Annotated in this window: 16 protein-coding genes; 6 read left to right on the top strand and 10 right to left on the bottom strand. The window is 72.1% G+C overall.

Going from position 1 to position 14579, the window contains the following annotated elements:
- Positions 1-23: 23 nt before the first annotated feature.
- Entirely contained in the window at positions 24-584 is a 561-nt protein-coding gene (locus OG302_RS09980; RefSeq protein WP_371526443.1) for a Dps family protein, read from the top strand.
- A gap of 40 nt (positions 585-624) precedes the next feature.
- On the opposite strand, the gene OG302_RS09985 is transcribed toward OG302_RS09980, so the two are convergent.
- The gene (locus OG302_RS09985) at positions 625-1374 is read right to left on the bottom strand and encodes a GntR family transcriptional regulator (protein ID WP_371750080.1); all 750 of its coding nucleotides are present in this window, start codon (positions 1372-1374) and stop codon (positions 625-627) included.
- Between the two features lie 127 nt (positions 1375-1501).
- On the opposite strand from OG302_RS09985, the gene OG302_RS09990 reads away from it, so the two are divergent.
- On the top strand, positions 1502-2545 hold the full coding sequence (locus OG302_RS09990; protein WP_371526444.1) for a Gfo/Idh/MocA family oxidoreductase: 1044 nt from the start codon (positions 1502-1504) through the stop codon (positions 2543-2545).
- Between the two features lie 36 nt (positions 2546-2581).
- Here OG302_RS09990 and OG302_RS09995 read toward each other — a convergent pair whose 3' ends face one another.
- A complete protein-coding gene (locus OG302_RS09995) occupies positions 2582-3253 on the bottom strand; it encodes a response regulator (RefSeq protein WP_371526445.1) in 672 nt (223 codons plus the stop codon).
- A 238-nt stretch (positions 3254-3491) separates the two neighbouring features.
- On the opposite strand from OG302_RS09995, the gene OG302_RS10000 reads away from it, so the two are divergent.
- The gene (locus OG302_RS10000) at positions 3492-4256 is read left to right on the top strand and encodes a thioesterase II family protein (protein WP_371526446.1); all 765 of its coding nucleotides are present in this window, start codon (positions 3492-3494) and stop codon (positions 4254-4256) included.
- Here the strand turns inward: OG302_RS10000 and OG302_RS10005 are convergent.
- Positions 4227-5435: a sensor histidine kinase gene (locus OG302_RS10005; protein ID WP_371526447.1), complete on the bottom strand. Its 1209-nt coding sequence runs from the start codon at positions 5433-5435 to the stop codon at positions 4227-4229. The genes OG302_RS10000 and OG302_RS10005 overlap by 30 nt on opposite strands.
- 159 nt (positions 5436-5594) lie before the next feature.
- Here OG302_RS10005 and OG302_RS10010 point away from each other — a divergent pair, with 159 nt between their 5' ends.
- On the top strand, positions 5595-5801 hold the full coding sequence (locus OG302_RS10010) for a hypothetical protein (RefSeq protein ID WP_371526448.1): 207 nt from the start codon (positions 5595-5597) through the stop codon (positions 5799-5801).
- A gap of 28 nt (positions 5802-5829) precedes the next feature.
- Here the strand turns inward: OG302_RS10010 and OG302_RS10015 are convergent, their stop codons facing one another.
- The 3 genes from OG302_RS10015 to OG302_RS10025 form a co-directional block, all read right to left on the bottom strand.
- Entirely contained in the window at positions 5830-6258 is a 429-nt protein-coding gene (locus OG302_RS10015) for a ribonuclease domain-containing protein (protein WP_371526449.1), read from the bottom strand.
- Positions 6259-6350: 92 nt separating this feature from the next.
- Entirely contained in the window at positions 6351-6785 is a 435-nt protein-coding gene (locus tag OG302_RS10020; protein ID WP_371526450.1) for a hypothetical protein, read from the bottom strand.
- A gap of 44 nt (positions 6786-6829) precedes the next feature.
- Positions 6830-7744 (bottom strand): DMT family transporter, encoded by a 915-nt coding sequence (locus OG302_RS10025; RefSeq protein ID WP_371526451.1) that lies wholly within the window; start codon positions 7742-7744, stop codon positions 6830-6832.
- A 200-nt stretch (positions 7745-7944) separates the two neighbouring features.
- Here OG302_RS10025 and OG302_RS10030 point away from each other — a divergent pair, with 200 nt between their 5' ends.
- The gene (locus OG302_RS10030) at positions 7945-8685 is read left to right on the top strand and encodes an SDR family oxidoreductase (RefSeq protein ID WP_361838729.1); all 741 of its coding nucleotides are present in this window, start codon (positions 7945-7947) and stop codon (positions 8683-8685) included.
- Between the two features lie 85 nt (positions 8686-8770).
- Here the strand turns inward: OG302_RS10030 and alc are convergent, their stop codons facing one another.
- Complete coding sequence (gene alc, locus OG302_RS10035) at positions 8771-9886, bottom strand: allantoicase (RefSeq protein WP_371526452.1); 1116 nt, start codon at positions 9884-9886, stop codon at positions 8771-8773.
- A gap of 5 nt (positions 9887-9891) precedes the next feature.
- Complete coding sequence (gene allB / locus OG302_RS10040; RefSeq protein ID WP_371526453.1) at positions 9892-11226, bottom strand: allantoinase AllB; 1335 nt, start codon at positions 11224-11226, stop codon at positions 9892-9894.
- A gap of 406 nt (positions 11227-11632) precedes the next feature.
- Between allB and OG302_RS10045 the strand changes: the two genes are divergently transcribed.
- The gene (locus tag OG302_RS10045) at positions 11633-12448 is read left to right on the top strand and encodes an IclR family transcriptional regulator (RefSeq protein ID WP_361838737.1); all 816 of its coding nucleotides are present in this window, start codon (positions 11633-11635) and stop codon (positions 12446-12448) included.
- Positions 12449-12511: 63 nt separating this feature from the next.
- Here the strand turns inward: OG302_RS10045 and OG302_RS10050 are convergent, their stop codons facing one another.
- Positions 12512-13153 (bottom strand): response regulator, encoded by a 642-nt coding sequence (locus OG302_RS10050; protein ID WP_371526454.1) that lies wholly within the window; start codon positions 13151-13153, stop codon positions 12512-12514.
- Positions 13154-13161: 8 nt separating this feature from the next.
- Positions 13162-14388, bottom strand: a complete 1227-nt coding sequence (locus tag OG302_RS10055; RefSeq protein ID WP_371526455.1) for a sensor histidine kinase — start codon at positions 14386-14388, stop codon at positions 13162-13164.
- Positions 14389-14579: the final 191 nt, after the last annotated feature.

Here is a 14579-nt window from a genome sequence, read left to right on the forward strand (position 1 = left end):
CATACGAGACAGGAGGCAGTCCGTTGACTTCCGAGGCCACCCCCAAGTACACCGTCCCCGGCCTCACGGTCCGGGAGGCCGGCACGGTCATCGAGCTGCTGCAGCAGCGTCTGCACGCGCTCAACGATCTCCACCTCACGCTCAAGCACGTGCACTGGAACGTGGTCGGCCCGCACTTCATCGCCGTGCACCAGATGCTCGACCCGCAGGTCGACCGCGTGCGTGACCTGGCCGACGACGCGGCCGAGCGGCTCGCGGCCCTGGGCGGCATCGCGCACGGCACCCCCGGCGCCCTGGTCAAGGAGCGCACGTGGGACGACTACAGCGTGGGCCGCGCCGACGCCATCGCCCACCTCGGCGCCCTCGACCTCGTCTACACCGGGGTCATCCAGGACGTGCGCGCGGCCATCAAGAAGGTGGGGTCCATCGACCCCGCCACCGAGGATCTGCTGATCGAGCAGCTGCGGGCCCTCGAACAGTTCCAGTGGTTCGTGCGGGCTCACCTGGAGACGGCGGGCGGCACGCTCACCACGGACGGCGCCACGACCGAGGCGGAGGCCGCCGAGAAGTCTTCGGGCGAGTGACTCCCCTCGCGGCTCCGCCGTTCCGGCTCCTCGTACGGTCCTAGGGGCGTACGAGGAGCTGGAACTCGAAGGAGTAGCGCGTGGCGCGGTAGATGTGCGACCCGAACTCGACCGCGCGGCCGGTGTCGTCGAAGGTCGTGCGCTGCATCGTGAGCAGCGGGGCGCCCGCGGGCTCGCCAAGCCGCTCGCCCTCGTCGGTGGCGGCCGCGCGGGCACCCACGGACTGGCGCGCGCTGTGCAGGGTGATGCCCGCGGCGCGCATCAGGCGGTAGAGGCCGGTGGCCTCCAGGCGTGCGGTGTCGAGGTCGATCAGCCCGGACGGGATGTGGTTGCGGAGACAGGCCATGGGTTCCCCGTGGGCCAGTCGGAGCCGCTCGATCAGGTGGACGTCGTCGCCCTCCGCGACACCGAGCGCGGCGGCGACCTCGGCGGACGCGGGCTCGACGGTGTTGCGCAGGACGCGGGTCTCGGGGCGCTGCCCCGCGGCCTCCAGGTCGTCGTAGAGGCTGCTGAGCTCAAGGGGGCGCTTGACCTGGCTGTGCACGACCTGGGTGCCGATGCCCCTGCGGCGCACGAGCAGCCCCTTGTCGACGAGCGACTGGATGGCCTGGCGGACGGTCGGCCTGGAGAGGCCGAGGCGGCCCGCCAGCTCGATCTCGTTGCCGAGCAGGGTGCCCGGCGTCAGGGCCCCGCGCTCGATCGCCGCCTCCAGCTGCTGCGACAGCTGGAAGTACAGCGGGACCGGGCTGCTGCGGTCGACGCCGAGCTGGAGCGAGACGGTCGGGTCCACGGCTGGTTTGTCGGCTGATGTGGGCACGTGGCGAGCGTAGTCGCAGGGAATGATGACGGGAAGTTCTGAAGTTCTGTTGTCCGGACAAAGGATTGACAGGATCGCGGCGCGTGGCGAGGGTGGGTCCATGCGCATCGGACTGATCGGAACGGGTCGTATCGGCACATTTCACTCCGCGGCCCTTCAGCGGCATCCGGAGGTGCATTCGCTGGTCGTCGCGGACGCCGACGCCGGGCGTGCGGCGGGGCTCGCGGCGCGGATCGGTGCGGCATCGGCGTCCTCGGTGGACGACGTCTTCACCGGAAGGGGCCGGTCGGGTGCCGTGGACGCGGTGGTGATCACCGCGGCGACCGCCGCGCACGCCGAGCTGATCGGCAAGGCGGCGCGCGCCGGACTGCCGGTGTTCTGCGAGAAGCCCATCGCCCTCGATCTGCCCGGTACGCTCGCCGCGCTCCGGGAGGTGGAGGCCGCGGGCACGGTGCTCCAGCTCGGCTTCCAGCGGCGATTCGACGCGGGGTACGTGGCGGCGCGCGAGGCCGTGCGGTCGGGGCGGCTCGGGCGGCTGCACACGGTCCGCGCGATGACCTCCGACCCGGCGCCGCCGCCGGCCGCGTATCTCCCGCTCTCCGGCGGGCTCTACCGCGACTGCCTGGTCCACGACTTCGACATGCTGCGCTGGGTGACGGGCCGTGAGGTGACGGAGGTGTACGCGACCGGGTCGGACGCCGGGCCCTCGATGTTCCGCGACGCGGGCGACGTCGACACGGCCGCGGCGGTCCTCACCCTGGACGACGGCACGCTCGCCACGGCGACGGCCACGCGGTGCAACGGCGCGGGCTACGACGTACGGATGGAACTGGCCGGAGAGGACGACCAGATCGCGGTCGGCTTCGACGACCGCACACCCCTGTCGTCCGTGGAACCCGCGGGCCCGCCGCCGCCCGACAAGCCGTGGCCCGGCTTCCTGGAGCGGTTCACTCCGGCGTACGAGGCGGAGCTCGCGGCATTCGTGGATGTCGTGCGCGGCGAGCGGATCAACCCCTGCGACGGCCGCGAGGCTCTGGAGGCGCTGCGGATCGCCGAGGCGTGTGAACTGTCGCGGCGGGAGCGGCGGTTGGTGCCTTTGGCGGAGATCGCCGGGGTCCGATCAGCGGAGATCGCCGGGGCCTGATCACCTGCCCGGTCGGGTCCCTTTACGGGGCGCGTGCTACTCCGCCCCGTCCAGCAGCCCCGCGTCATGCGCCAACAGGGCGACCTGCACCCGGTTGTTGAGGTCCAGCTTCGTCAGGACGCGGGAGACGTGGGCCTTGACGGTGGCCACGCTCAGATAGAGCTCCGCCGCGATGTCCGCGTTCGACGCGCCCCGCCCGACCGCGACCGCCACCTCCCTCTCCCGCTCCCCCAGCAGCGCCAGCCGCTCCAACGCTCTTTCACGACGGCCCTGTTGGGGGTCCACGCCCGTCACCTGCGTGATCAACTGCTGTGTCACCGTGGGCGAGAGCACCGGCTCCCCCGCCGCGACCGCCCGTACCGCCGCGACGATCTCGGCGGGCGGGGTGTCCTTGAGGACGAATCCGGCCGCCCCGGCCCGCAGGGCCCGCAGCACCTGTTCGTCGGCGTGGAAGGTGGTGAGGACGATGACCTCGGGGGCGTCGGGGCGCTTGCGCAGGGCCTCCGTCGCCGCGAGACCGTCCATCGTGGGCATCCGGATGTCCATCAGCACGACGTCGGGGCGGAGCTCGCCGACCAGCGGGGCCACCTGGGAGCCGTCCGCCGCCTCGCCGACGATCTCGATGTCGTCCGCGCCGCCCATCATGAAGGACAGACCGGCGCGGACCAGCGGGTCGTCGTCGACGAGAAGCACGCGGATCGGGTTCATGGACCCACAGTAACGAGCTCCCGGGACCGCCGATCACGCGTGTCGCGCGAGGGCCCGCGGGAGGCCCGCCCGCATCTGTCCCGGCCGGTCAACTGCCCTGTGGTTCATCGGCACTGAGGCCTGGAGCGAGCCTCCTGGGTACGATCGCCGGGATGTCGGCCGGAGGGCGGCCAGGACACGACTGGTTCGTTGCGCGCGAACCGCGGGGCGTTCCGCTGACCGGACAGGACGGTGTGCTGTGAGTGGTGGACAGGGGAGCGGCCGGAGCGCCTGGATACGGCGCTACACGCCGGCGGAGGAGGCGGACCGCCGACTGGTCTGCTTCCCGCACGCGGGAGGTTCGGCCAGCTACTTCCACGGCCTCACGCAACGCCTGGCCCCGGACGTCGACGTCCTTGCGGTGCAGTACCCCGGCCGTCAGGACCGCATCTCGGAGCCGTCCCTGGAGAACATCGCCGACCTCGCCGACCAGGCGTACGAGGCGCTGAAGCCGTGGACCGGCAAGCCGCTCGCGCTGTTCGGCCACAGCATGGGCGCGGTCGTGGCCTTCGAGGTGGCTCTGCGGCTCGCGGCCGACGGCACCGTGCCGCTGCGGCTCTTCCCCTCGGGGCGCCGGGCCCCCTCGCGCTTCCGCGAGGAGAACGTGCACCTGCGGGACGACGACGGCCTGCTGAGGGAGGTGGCGAGCCTCGCGGGCACCGACAGCGCGCTGTTGGCCGACCCGGATATGCGGCGGATGATCCTGCCGTCGCTGCGCGCCGACTACCGCGCTGTCGAGACCTACCGGCACACCGGTGGCAAGCGCCTCGACTGTCCGGTGCTCGCGCTGGCCGGCGCGGACGACCCGAAGGCACCGCTCGACGACGTACGGGCCTGGGGCGAGCACACCACCCGGGAGTTCGCGATGGAGGTGTTCCCCGGCGGCCACTTCTACCTCACCGACGAGATGGCGGCCGTGGCCGCGTTGCTGCGCTCACACCTCACCGCCGCGACCGGGGGCTGAGTCCCACGGCAGCCAGGCGTCGACGCGGAAGCCGCCGTCGTCCGCGGCCCCGTGCTCGATGCGGCCGCCCGCAAGCGTGGCCCGTTCCGTCAGGCCGATCAGCCCCTGCCCGGAACCGGGGACCTTCGGCACCTCTCCGGGCGGCGGCGGGTTGCGCACCGACAGGGTGAGGCCCTCGCCCGGGGCGCCGGAGACCGCGACGGTCACCTCGGCGCCCGGGGCGTGCTTGCGGGCGTTGGTCAGGCCCTCCTGTGCGATGCGGTACGCGGTGCGGCCGACGGCGGCGGGCACGGCGGCCGAGTCGGGGACGCGGTGGTCGAGCGCGACCTTCATGCCCGCCTCGCGCGACTCGGCGACCAGGGTCTCCAGGGCGGCGAGGGTGGGCTGCGGCCGTCCCGACGCCTCGCCGTCGCCGCCACCACGCAGGACGCCGATCACCTCGCGCAGGTCCTGCAGCGCTTCGTGCGCGCTTTCCCGGATGACACCGGCGGCGCGGACGATCTCCTGTTGGGGCGCGTCCGGGCGGAACTCCAGGGCCCCCGCGTGCACGCTGAGCAGGGTGAGGCGGTGGGCGAGCACGTCGTGCATCTCGCGGGCGATCGACTCGCGGGCCAGGCGCTGGGCCTGTGCGGCACGGAGCGTGGCCTCGTTCTCGGCGCGGATCGCGCGGTCGCGCAGGCTGAGCAGGAGGTGGCGGCGCGAGCGCACGAACATGCCCCAGCCGATGACGGAGGCGTTGACCAGCACCCCGAACAGGACGGCGACCAGGAAGGGCACGTCGGCGTCGGGCCGCACCCAGTAGATGAACGGCATCAGACAGATCGAGACCCCGCCGATCCAGCCGACGTACCGGAAGGGCCGGTGCACGGCGAGGGTGAACAGCGCCACGGCGGACGCGCCGCCCGCGGTGTCCGAGACCACGCTGACCAGCACCATGGCGACGGCGAGACCGACCGGCCAGCGCCTGCGCAGCCAGACGGCGGCGCAGGCGAGTGCGCCGATGACCTGGTCGGCCTCCGCGAGGCCGGGCGAGACGTGCGGGTTGTCGCCGACGGCGTCCGCGCCCACCATGCCGATGGCGACGGCGACGAAGAAGCAGGCGAAGTCGACGCCCCAGTCACGCAGGGTCCGCCGGGGCCTGCGCTGGCCGGGGACAGCCGGGGTCTCGTTGCCGCTCATGGTCGACAAATCTACGCACTGCCGGGGCCGTCGGGCGCGGCCCGGACACGATCACCTACCAAAGTCGCACGGGCGGAGACTTTGGGAGGGGGCCGAGGTGAAGAAGCCTCACCCCGTGGCCGATGTGCGTGGGGGGTCCACGGGGCGAGGCTCTTCGGCATGAAGCAGGTACTTGAGGTCCTCGGCGTCCTTCTCCTGATCCAGGGCGTGGCCGCCCTGGTGCACGAGCTGACCGGCCGGCTGCGCGGCTGGGGCGTCGTGCAGCGGATCGGGTTCCTTGACGGCCACGAGATCTACGCGGGCGTCACGCTGATCGTGCTGGCGCTCGCGCTGTTCGGCGTCGCGGAGAGCCGCAGGGCCCGTTAGTACCGTGCCGCGGAATCAGGTGCGTGGCTCAGCAGGTGTGGTCGACCAGGTCGAAGGACTCGTAGTGATCGGCGGTGTAGTAGTCCTCCTTGGTCTTCTCACCGGTCACGATGCGGCGCGCGCCGCGGTCCGGTGAGCCAGGGGTGACCACGGTGTACTCGTGGTAGTAGCTGGAGCTCTGCGCGGGCAGGACGCCTTCCCTGTTCTGGAAGACGGTGCCGTCCTGCGGGTACGGGTAGGGACCGCCCGCCTCGATCAGGTCCAGGGTGTCGTGGGCCTGGTCGGGCAGCTTGGAGTAGCAGATGTCGCCGACGGCGGCGGCGGAAGTGACGGAGTACGCCGTCGACGCGGGGGCGTGGTGGTCCGGGACCGCGCTCGCGGAGGCGGTGACGGGGCCGCCGAGGAGGAGGGCGGCGGCGAGGGCTGTGACGCTCACGATTCGTGGGGGGATTCGCATGCGACCAGTGTGACGCGCGTAGAGGTTGCCGTGTCAACGTCAAGTACGGTGAATTTTCCGGGAGTTAACCAAGCGCCCCCGGTCCGCCGCCGTCAGTCCTTCCGGGCCGCGTCCTTCTCGGCTCGGGCCGCGTCCTTCTCGGCGGCGACACGGGCGGCGATGCGGTGCTCCGCCATGTACTCGCGCATCCGCAGGCTGGTGGCCCCGCTGGTGTAGAGCACCGCGCCGCCCACCGAGAGCGGCACCGAAAGCCCCAGCCAGCCCAGCATCTCCGGCCACCGGCGCTCCGCGCGGCAGTCGTCCCACGTGGCGTCCGCCCAGGTCGGGGCGTCGTCGCCCTCATCCTCGTAGAACAGCATCGACTGGCACTTGCGGCTGCCGGAGGAGTCGTCGCCTTCGCTGAACGGCGCGATCAGCTGGTAGGCGAGCACGAGCCAGATGAGGCCCGCAGCGCCGAGCAGCGCGCCGCCCCAGGCCCGGCGCCGCTGCGCGCTCGTGGCGAAGTCCTGCTCGAAGTGCTCACTCATGGGCTCCCCCTGCGTTCCCCCTGTTGGACTGGCCACGGAAGGTATCACCGCACTCCACGGCCCCAGCTGGTCCCCACCAGAACCAGCACACCTCCCACCAGACCCACCACACCCAGCCGCTCCCCGCCCACCGCGATCCCCACCGCGGCGGCCCACAGCGGCTCCGTCCCGAGCAGCAGGCTCACGCGCGAGGGAGACGTCCTGCGCACCGCCCACATCTGCACGAAGAAGGCGAAGAGCGTGCAGAACACCGAGAGGAAGAGCAGCCCGGCCCACTCGCGCGCCCCGAATCCACCGGCGACGGACCAAGGCGCCTCCCCCGTGCCCGCGGCGGCAAGGACCGCGAACACGGCGACGGCAGAGCCCAGTTGGACGGTGGTGAGCGAGAGCGAGTCTGCGTCTTGGGCGGCCCGCACGGCCTTGATGCGCGACATCGCCAGGACGTGCACCGTGCGCGCGAGCGCCGCCAGGAGGATCAGGCCGTCGCCCGCCGACGGTCGCGTGAAGCCGCCGCCCTGGGTCAGCAGGACCACGCCGAGCACGGACAGCCCCGCCGCTGCGAGGAAGGCGCGCGGCGGCCGCTGCCGTGTCACGGCGGCCTCGGCGAGCGGGGTGAAGATCATGGTGAGGCTGATGATGAGGCCGGCGTTGGTCGCCGATGTGCGGACGACGCCGTACGTCTCCAGGAGGAAGATCCCGCTCAGGATCAGCCCGAGCACCGCCGCCCCGCGCCACTGCGGCGCGGTCAGCGCGCGCAGGCCGCGCCATCCGGCCACCACGAGCGCGGGCAGCACGACGGCGAACCTCAGCACCAGGACGGCGACGACCGTGTGCGTCGTCGTGATGCCCTTCGCGGCGAGATAGCTGGCGCCCCAGACCACGGCCACGAGCAGGACGGGCAGATCGGTGAGCCAGGCGCGGCGCGCTGCGGGCGCGGCGGGAACGGCGAGCGTCGACACGGGGCGCGGTCTCCAACGGATGCGGCGGTGTGGAGACTTCGGCGGCTCTCACGTGGGTCGATCACCGTATCCGGCGGAGATCGGGCCGGGAAGGCGGTGTCCATTTCCCGCCAGCCCCTGTGCACGCCGACCGCTTTCATTGAACCCGCAAGCACTTCTCAGGCATTACCCCGCATACCCACGCGAATGAGGTTCAAGAAATGTCTTCTCTAACCGGCAAGACCGCTCTCGTCACCGGTGGCAGCCGCGGCATCGGGGCGGCGATCGCCCTGCGGCTCGCACAGGAGGGAGCCGATGTCGCGATCACGTACGTCAAGGAGGAGTCGGCCGCTCTCGACGTCGTCGCCAAGATCGAGTCGGCCGGACGGCGCGGGTTCGCCATCAAGGCCGACGCGGCCGACCCCGGTGACGCCGCGGGCGCGGTGGAGCGCGCCGCCGACGACCTGGGCCGCCTGGACATCCTGGTGAACAACGCGGGCATCGGGGTCCTCGCCCCCATCGGGGACCTGGCGCTCTCCGACGTCGACCGGGTGCTCGACATCAACGTACGTTCGGTCTTCCTGGCCTCGCAGGCCGCCGCCGGACGTCTGGCCGACGGGGGCCGGATCATCTCCACCGGATCGGCGCTCACCCGGTACTCCGGTGGTGGCGGCGGCACGCTCTACGCGATGAGCAAGGCGGCGCTGACCGGCATGACGAAGCCCCTGGCCCGGGAGCTCGCCGGGCGCGGGATCACCGTGAACGTGATCCACCCGGGCGCGATCGACACGGACATGAACCCGGCCGACGGCCCGTTCGCCGAGCCGCAGAAGGCGGGGACGGCGCTGGCCCGCTTCGGCTCCGCCGACGAGGTGGCCTCGCTCGTCGCCTATCTCGCCGGTGAGGACGCCGCGTTCATCACGGGCGCGGAGCTCGTGGCCGACGGCGGGTACACCGCGTAACCGCGCGCGGGCATGGTGATGGGGCGCACCGGGGCTGTCCACCCGGTGCGCCCCACGTTCTTCAGGGGGCCTCAGCGGCTCCGGTTCAGCCGCCCAGCTCCTGGTGACGCGCCGTCAGGCGGCTCTGTCCCGCCTCGGTGAGCGAACCGAAGAGGTGCAGGCGGGAGATGCCGCCGTCCGGGAAGATGTCGATGCGCACGTGCGTGCCGACGACCGGGGCGTCCAGGACGAAGCGGTGGTTGGTGTCGGGCTGCAGGCGGGTTCGGGGCAGGGCCTCGAACCACTCGCCGTCCTCGCCGTCACGGACCGAAAGCGCGGCCCAGCCCGCCGAGTTGCCCTTGAGGTAGGCGGTGTCGATCTCGACGGAGCGGATCTCGGACTGGGCCACCAGCTGGTAGCGGATCCAGTCGTTGCCGTTGTCGCGGCGGCGCCGGGTCTCCCAGCCGTCGTCCATCTTGCGGGAGCGGCCCGGCTGGATGGTGTTGGTGGCCGGGGAGTAGAAGCGGTCGGACGCGTCCTCGACCTGGCCGCCGTTCTCCAGGGCGGCGACGTCGAACGTGCCGAGTGCCGCGAGCCACTTGGGGTCGGCGACGACCTCGCCGTAGACGCGCAGGCGGGCGACGCCGCCGTCCGGGTGCTGGTTGACGCGCAGGTGCGTGAAGCGCTGCTCCAGGTCGACGGCGAAGCCGTTGGCCGCGTGGCCGCCGACCGCCGTGCGGGGCACGAGAGTCGTCCACTTCACGTCGTCCGAGAGGAGTTCCTCGGGGGTCGGCGAACCGTCGACGCTGGTGCCCTCGACGGACACGGCCTGCGGGTAGTTGCCGCGGAAGTGGGCGGTGTCGATGACGATGCCGCGCACGACGCCGGGGGCGCCGAGGCGTACGAGCGCCCAGTCGTGGTCGTCGGCGGTGGGCCACGGGTGCTCGCCGGAGACGCCGCGGCGGCGGCGGGTCTCCCAGCCGTCCATGACCTTGCCCTTGTGCCCGAAGTGCTCCGGGTCGAAGACGGCCGGGTGCGCGAGGAGGAGGTTCTCGCGCATCGCGAAGAACTCGTCGTTGGCGGCGATCACACCGGCGCCGAGCTGCCGGTCGGCGAGGTTGGCGTACTGGGTGAAGGGGAAGTCCGCGGTGCGGTAGTCCGCGTAGGGGTCGCCGCCGCCGTAGGGGCTCGCGTCGCCGGTGAAGGTCGGTATCGCCGTCACAGTGATCAGTTGTTCCTTTCCAGAAGTCGGCCTGCGGGTTCGCTGAACTCGCCGCCGTGCAGGATGCGTTCGCCGCGCAGCCAGGTGGACTTCACGACGCCGCTGAGGGTCTTGCCCGCGTACGCCGTGACTCGGTTCCGGTGCTGCAGCTCCGCGGGGTCCACGGTGAAGGTCTCGTCGGGCGCGAGGACCGCGAAGTCGGCGTCGCGGCCGGCCTCGATGGCGCCCTTCTGGTCGAGTCCGACCAGTTCGGAGGTGCGCGTCGACATCCAGCGCACCACGTCCTCGAGGCTGTGGCCGCGCTTGCGGGCCTCGGTCCAGATCGCGGGGAGGCTGAGCTGGAGCCCGGAGATGCCGCCCCACGCGGTCGCGAAGTCGTCGGTCTTGAGGTCCGCGGTGGACGGCGAGTGGTCCGTCACGATGCAGTCGATGGTGCCCTCGGCGAGCGCGTCCCAGAGCAGGTCCTGGTTGGCGGCCTCGCGGATGGGCGGGCAGCACTTGAACTCGCTCGCGCCGTCCGGGACTTCCTCGGCGGTGAGCGTGAGGTAGTGCGGGCACGTCTCGACGGTGAGCTTGACACCTTCGCGCTTGGCGGCGGCGATCAGGGGCAGCGCGTCCGACGACGACAGGTGCAGTACGTGGACACGGGCGCCGAGCCGCTTGGCGAGCCCGATGAGTCCCTCGATCGCGACGTCCTCGGAGACGCGCGGGCGGGTCTCGAGGTAATCCGTGTACTTGGGGCCGCTCTTGTGCGGGGCCGCGTCCAGCTCGTGCGGGTCCTCCGCGTGCACGATGAGCAGGCCGCCGAAGCCGGCGATCTCCGCCATGGAGGTGGCGAGGCGGTCCTGGTCCAGGTGCGGGAACTCGTCCACGCCCGACGGCGAGAGGAAGCACTTGAAGCCGTAGACACCGGCGTCGTGCAGGGGCTTGAGGTCGCCGACGTTGTCGGGCAGGGCGCCGCCCCAGAAGCCGACGTCGATGTGCGCCTTGGTGCGGGCGACGTCCTGCTTCGTGCGCAGGTTGTCGACCGTCGTGGTCGGCGGCAGGGAGTTGAGCGGCATGTCGACGAGGGTGGTGATGCCACCGGCGGCAGCGGCGCGGGTGGCGGTCCAGAAGCCCTCCCACTCCGTGCGGCCCGGGTCGTTCACATGGACGTGCGTGTCGACGAGTCCGGGCAGCAGGACGTCGTCGCCGAAGTCCTCGACGCGGGCTCCCGCCGGTACGTCGGCGTCATGCGCGAGCACGGCCGCGATCTTCCCGCCGGAGACCGTGACCGACGCGGGGCGCGTTCCCTGCGGGGTGATCACGCGAGTCGAGCGCAGCACCAGTTCTACGTCCACGTCCTCAACGCCCTCTCTTCGCTGTTGCTTGGCAGCTGCTTCTGTTGCTTGGCTGTTCGTTCTTTTCCGCTACACAGACCATTCGATTCCGCTAAACGGAATTCAACGTTCTGTTGAATGAGTCTTCACGGCCGACCCCGAGCCGTCAAGAGGCCACCTGAAGCACTCTGGACGTTTCCACAAAGTGGAATTAGAATTCCGCAGGCCAGAACGTAGCTACGCACAACCGGGCCGTCAAACGATCACGAGGCGTGACGGCGGAGAAGCGGACAAAGGCTCCCCGACCGGTCCCGGACCGGTCTCTGACCGGCCCTGACAGGCACTGACGCCAAGGCCGCAAAGGGAGCCGTCGAGGAACCGCCCGGTAGGCTGCTGCCTTGCCCGTCAGCCCCGAAAGGACTGCGCCGTGCCGACGTCAAGCGCCAGCGACGCCTCCACCGAAGTCGCCGCCTCCAAGCCGCCCGCTGCCAGCGGTGGTGTCCAGTCCCTTGAGCGCGCCTTCGACCTCCTCGAACGGATGGCGGACGCCGGAGGCGAGGTCGGCCTGAGCGAGCTCTCCGCCAGCAGCGGCCTCCCGCTGCCCACGATCCACCGCCTGATGCGCACCCTGGTCGCCTGCGGCTACGTACGCCAGCAGCCCAACCGCCGCTACTCGCTCGGCCCGCGCCTGATCCGCCTCGGCGAATCGGCCTCGCGCCTCCTCGGCACCTGGGCCCGCCCCTACCTCGCACGCCTTGTCGAGGAGACCGGCGAGACCGCGAACATGGCGCTGCTCGACGGGGACGAGATCGTCTACGTCGCGCAGGTGCCGTCCAAGCACTCCATGCGGATGTTCACCGAGGTGGGCCGCAGGGTCCTCCCCCACTCCACGGGCGTCGGCAAGGCACTTCTCGCCCACACCCCGCCGGAGGAGGTACGGGCTCTGCTCGCCCGCACCGGGATGCCCGCCGCCACGGAGAAGACGATCACCACGCCGGAGGGTTTCCTCGACGCGCTGGAGGAGGTCCGCAGGGCGGGCTTCGCGGTCGACGACAACGAGCAGGAGATCGGGGTGCGCTGCCTCGCGGTGTCGGTCCCCAACTCCCCCACGTCGGCGGCCATCTCGATCTCCGGCCCGGCGGGCCGCGTGACCGAGGCCGCGGTGGAGAAGATCGTGCCGGTGCTGCAGGAGGTGGCGGTGGAGCTTTCCGCCGCGCTGGCCAGCTCGGGGCCGGCGGCTTAGCCCCCGGGGCGGGGTGACGAAACGCCGGACGGGCTGGAGATCTCCAGCCCGTCCGGCGTTTCGTCACCCCGCCCCGGCCCTGATCAGCCCCCGCGCCGTCGCCACCGCCACCGCCGCCGTGCGGGAGTCGACGCCGAGCTTCGCGTAGATGTGCACCAGGTGGGACTTGACCGTCGCCTGGCTCAGGAAGAGTTGGCGGCTGATCTGAAGGTTCGAGAGGCCCTCCCGCACCAGCCGCAACACCTCGAGCTCCCGCCCGGTCAGCGCCTCCCCCGGCGCCCGCATCCGGTCCATCAGGCGGTGGGCGATCGCGGGAGCCAGCGCGGACTGCCCAGCGGCGGCGGTCCGTACCGCCGCTGCCAGCTCTTCCGGCGGCGCGTCCTTCAGGAGGTAGCCCGCGGCTCCCGCCTCGACCGCGGCGAGGATGTCGGCGTCGGTGTCGTACGTCGTCAGGATGAGCACCCGCGGCGCTCCCGGCTCGGCGGTGATCGCCGCCGTGGCCCGCGCCCCGTGCATCCCCGTACCGAACTGAAGATCCATCAGGACGACGTCGAACCCGCCGGTCGCGGCGAGCGACACCGCGGCCTCGGCCGTCGCCGCCTCACCCGCGACAGCGAAGTCCGGCTCGGTGTCGAGCACGGCGCGCAGCCCGGCCCGTACGACGGGGTGGTCGTCGGCGAGGAGCAGCCGGATGGGCTCCGGCACCCCGGCGCTCACAGCGCCGCCGTCGGGAGCGGCAGCGTGACCGCGACGGCCGTTCCCTGCCCCGGCGCCGACTCCACGCTCAGCGTCCCGCCCAGCGAACGCGCCCGTGCCCGCATCGCGGGCAGCCCGAACCCCCCGTCGTCCCCGGTCTCCCGGGGCGCGGACGCCGGGTCGAAACCGCGCCCGTCGTCGACCACGTCCAGGGACACCGACGTGTCCATGAAGCTCAGCGTGATCTCGGCGCGCCCGGCGCCCGCGTGCTGGAACGTGTTGGCGAGGGCGGACTGTGCGGTGCGGAGCAGGGCGACCTCGTACGGGGTGGGCAGCTCGGCGGGCGTACCGCTCACGCTGAACTTGACCTGGACCTCGGTGGACGCGGTGTCCTCGGCGCCGGGCGGCGCGGACGCGGAGAGCCGCTCCAGCGCTCCGGCCAGCGAGCCGTGCTCCAGGTCGGGCGGGCTGAGGGCCCGTACGAAGCGGCGCGCCTCCGCGAGGTTGTCCTGGGCGGCGGCGCGGGCCTGCTCGATGTGCGCGGCGGCGGGCGATCCAGTCGGCAGGGCACGCTGCGCGGCACGCAGCAGAAGCTGGATGGAGGAGAGCCCCTGTGCGAGCGTGTCGTGGATCTCGCGCGCGAGACGCTCACGCTCGGCGAGGGTGCCCGCGGTCCGCTCGGCGGCGGCGAGCTCGGCGCGCGTGGCCATGAGCTCGTCGATCAGCTCACGGCGCCGCTCGCTCTCCCGGTACAGCGCCTCGTACCCGAGGACGGTGGCGACCGCCATGGCCGCGCCGAGCAGCGGCCCGATGAAGCTGCCCGGCGAGATGGGCGAGCCGTGCAGCAGGAAGCTGGCGATGGCAGCAGCGGCGGTGAGTGCTACGGAGGGCAGGGCCCAGCGCAACGGCAGCAGGTGCAGTTGCAGGAAGTACAGGGGGAAGGCCGTCCACAGCCCGTCCGGGGACAGGACGAGCAGCACCACCCAGCACACGCCGAGCGCCGCGAGCCACACCGCTGCCGCGCGCTGCGAGCGCGCCACGGCCGGACCGAGCGTGCCCGCCGCGTAGACCGCCCCCATGACCAGCGCGGCGCCCACGACGGCAGCGCCCCGCGGTCCGCCGTCTGCGAGGGCCCGCACCGCGGCGAGCGCGAGCAGCCCGGCGAGCAGCGCGTGCAGGCAGAGGCGCAGGGTCAGGGCGACGGGGGTGGTCCGGGAGGGCGTCAGGGGGTCGGCGGAGAGCATTGGGGCCTCGGTCGGGGATGAGGGCGGAGTCGGGGGTCCGGCGCTCCCCACGGGCCGGGGCCAAGGCGCGGTGGAGGTGTTCATCGGACCCTCCAGCGTAGGCGCAGCCGCCCACGCTTCCGTCAACCGAAAGGTTGATCGCGGGCTCCCCCCTTCGATTCGGGTGAAGCGTGCTGTGGCGCGATGCCGTG

It is taken from the genome of Streptomyces sp. NBC_01283 (assembly GCF_041435335.1).
GTDB lineage: Bacteria > Actinomycetota > Actinomycetes > Streptomycetales > Streptomycetaceae > Streptomyces.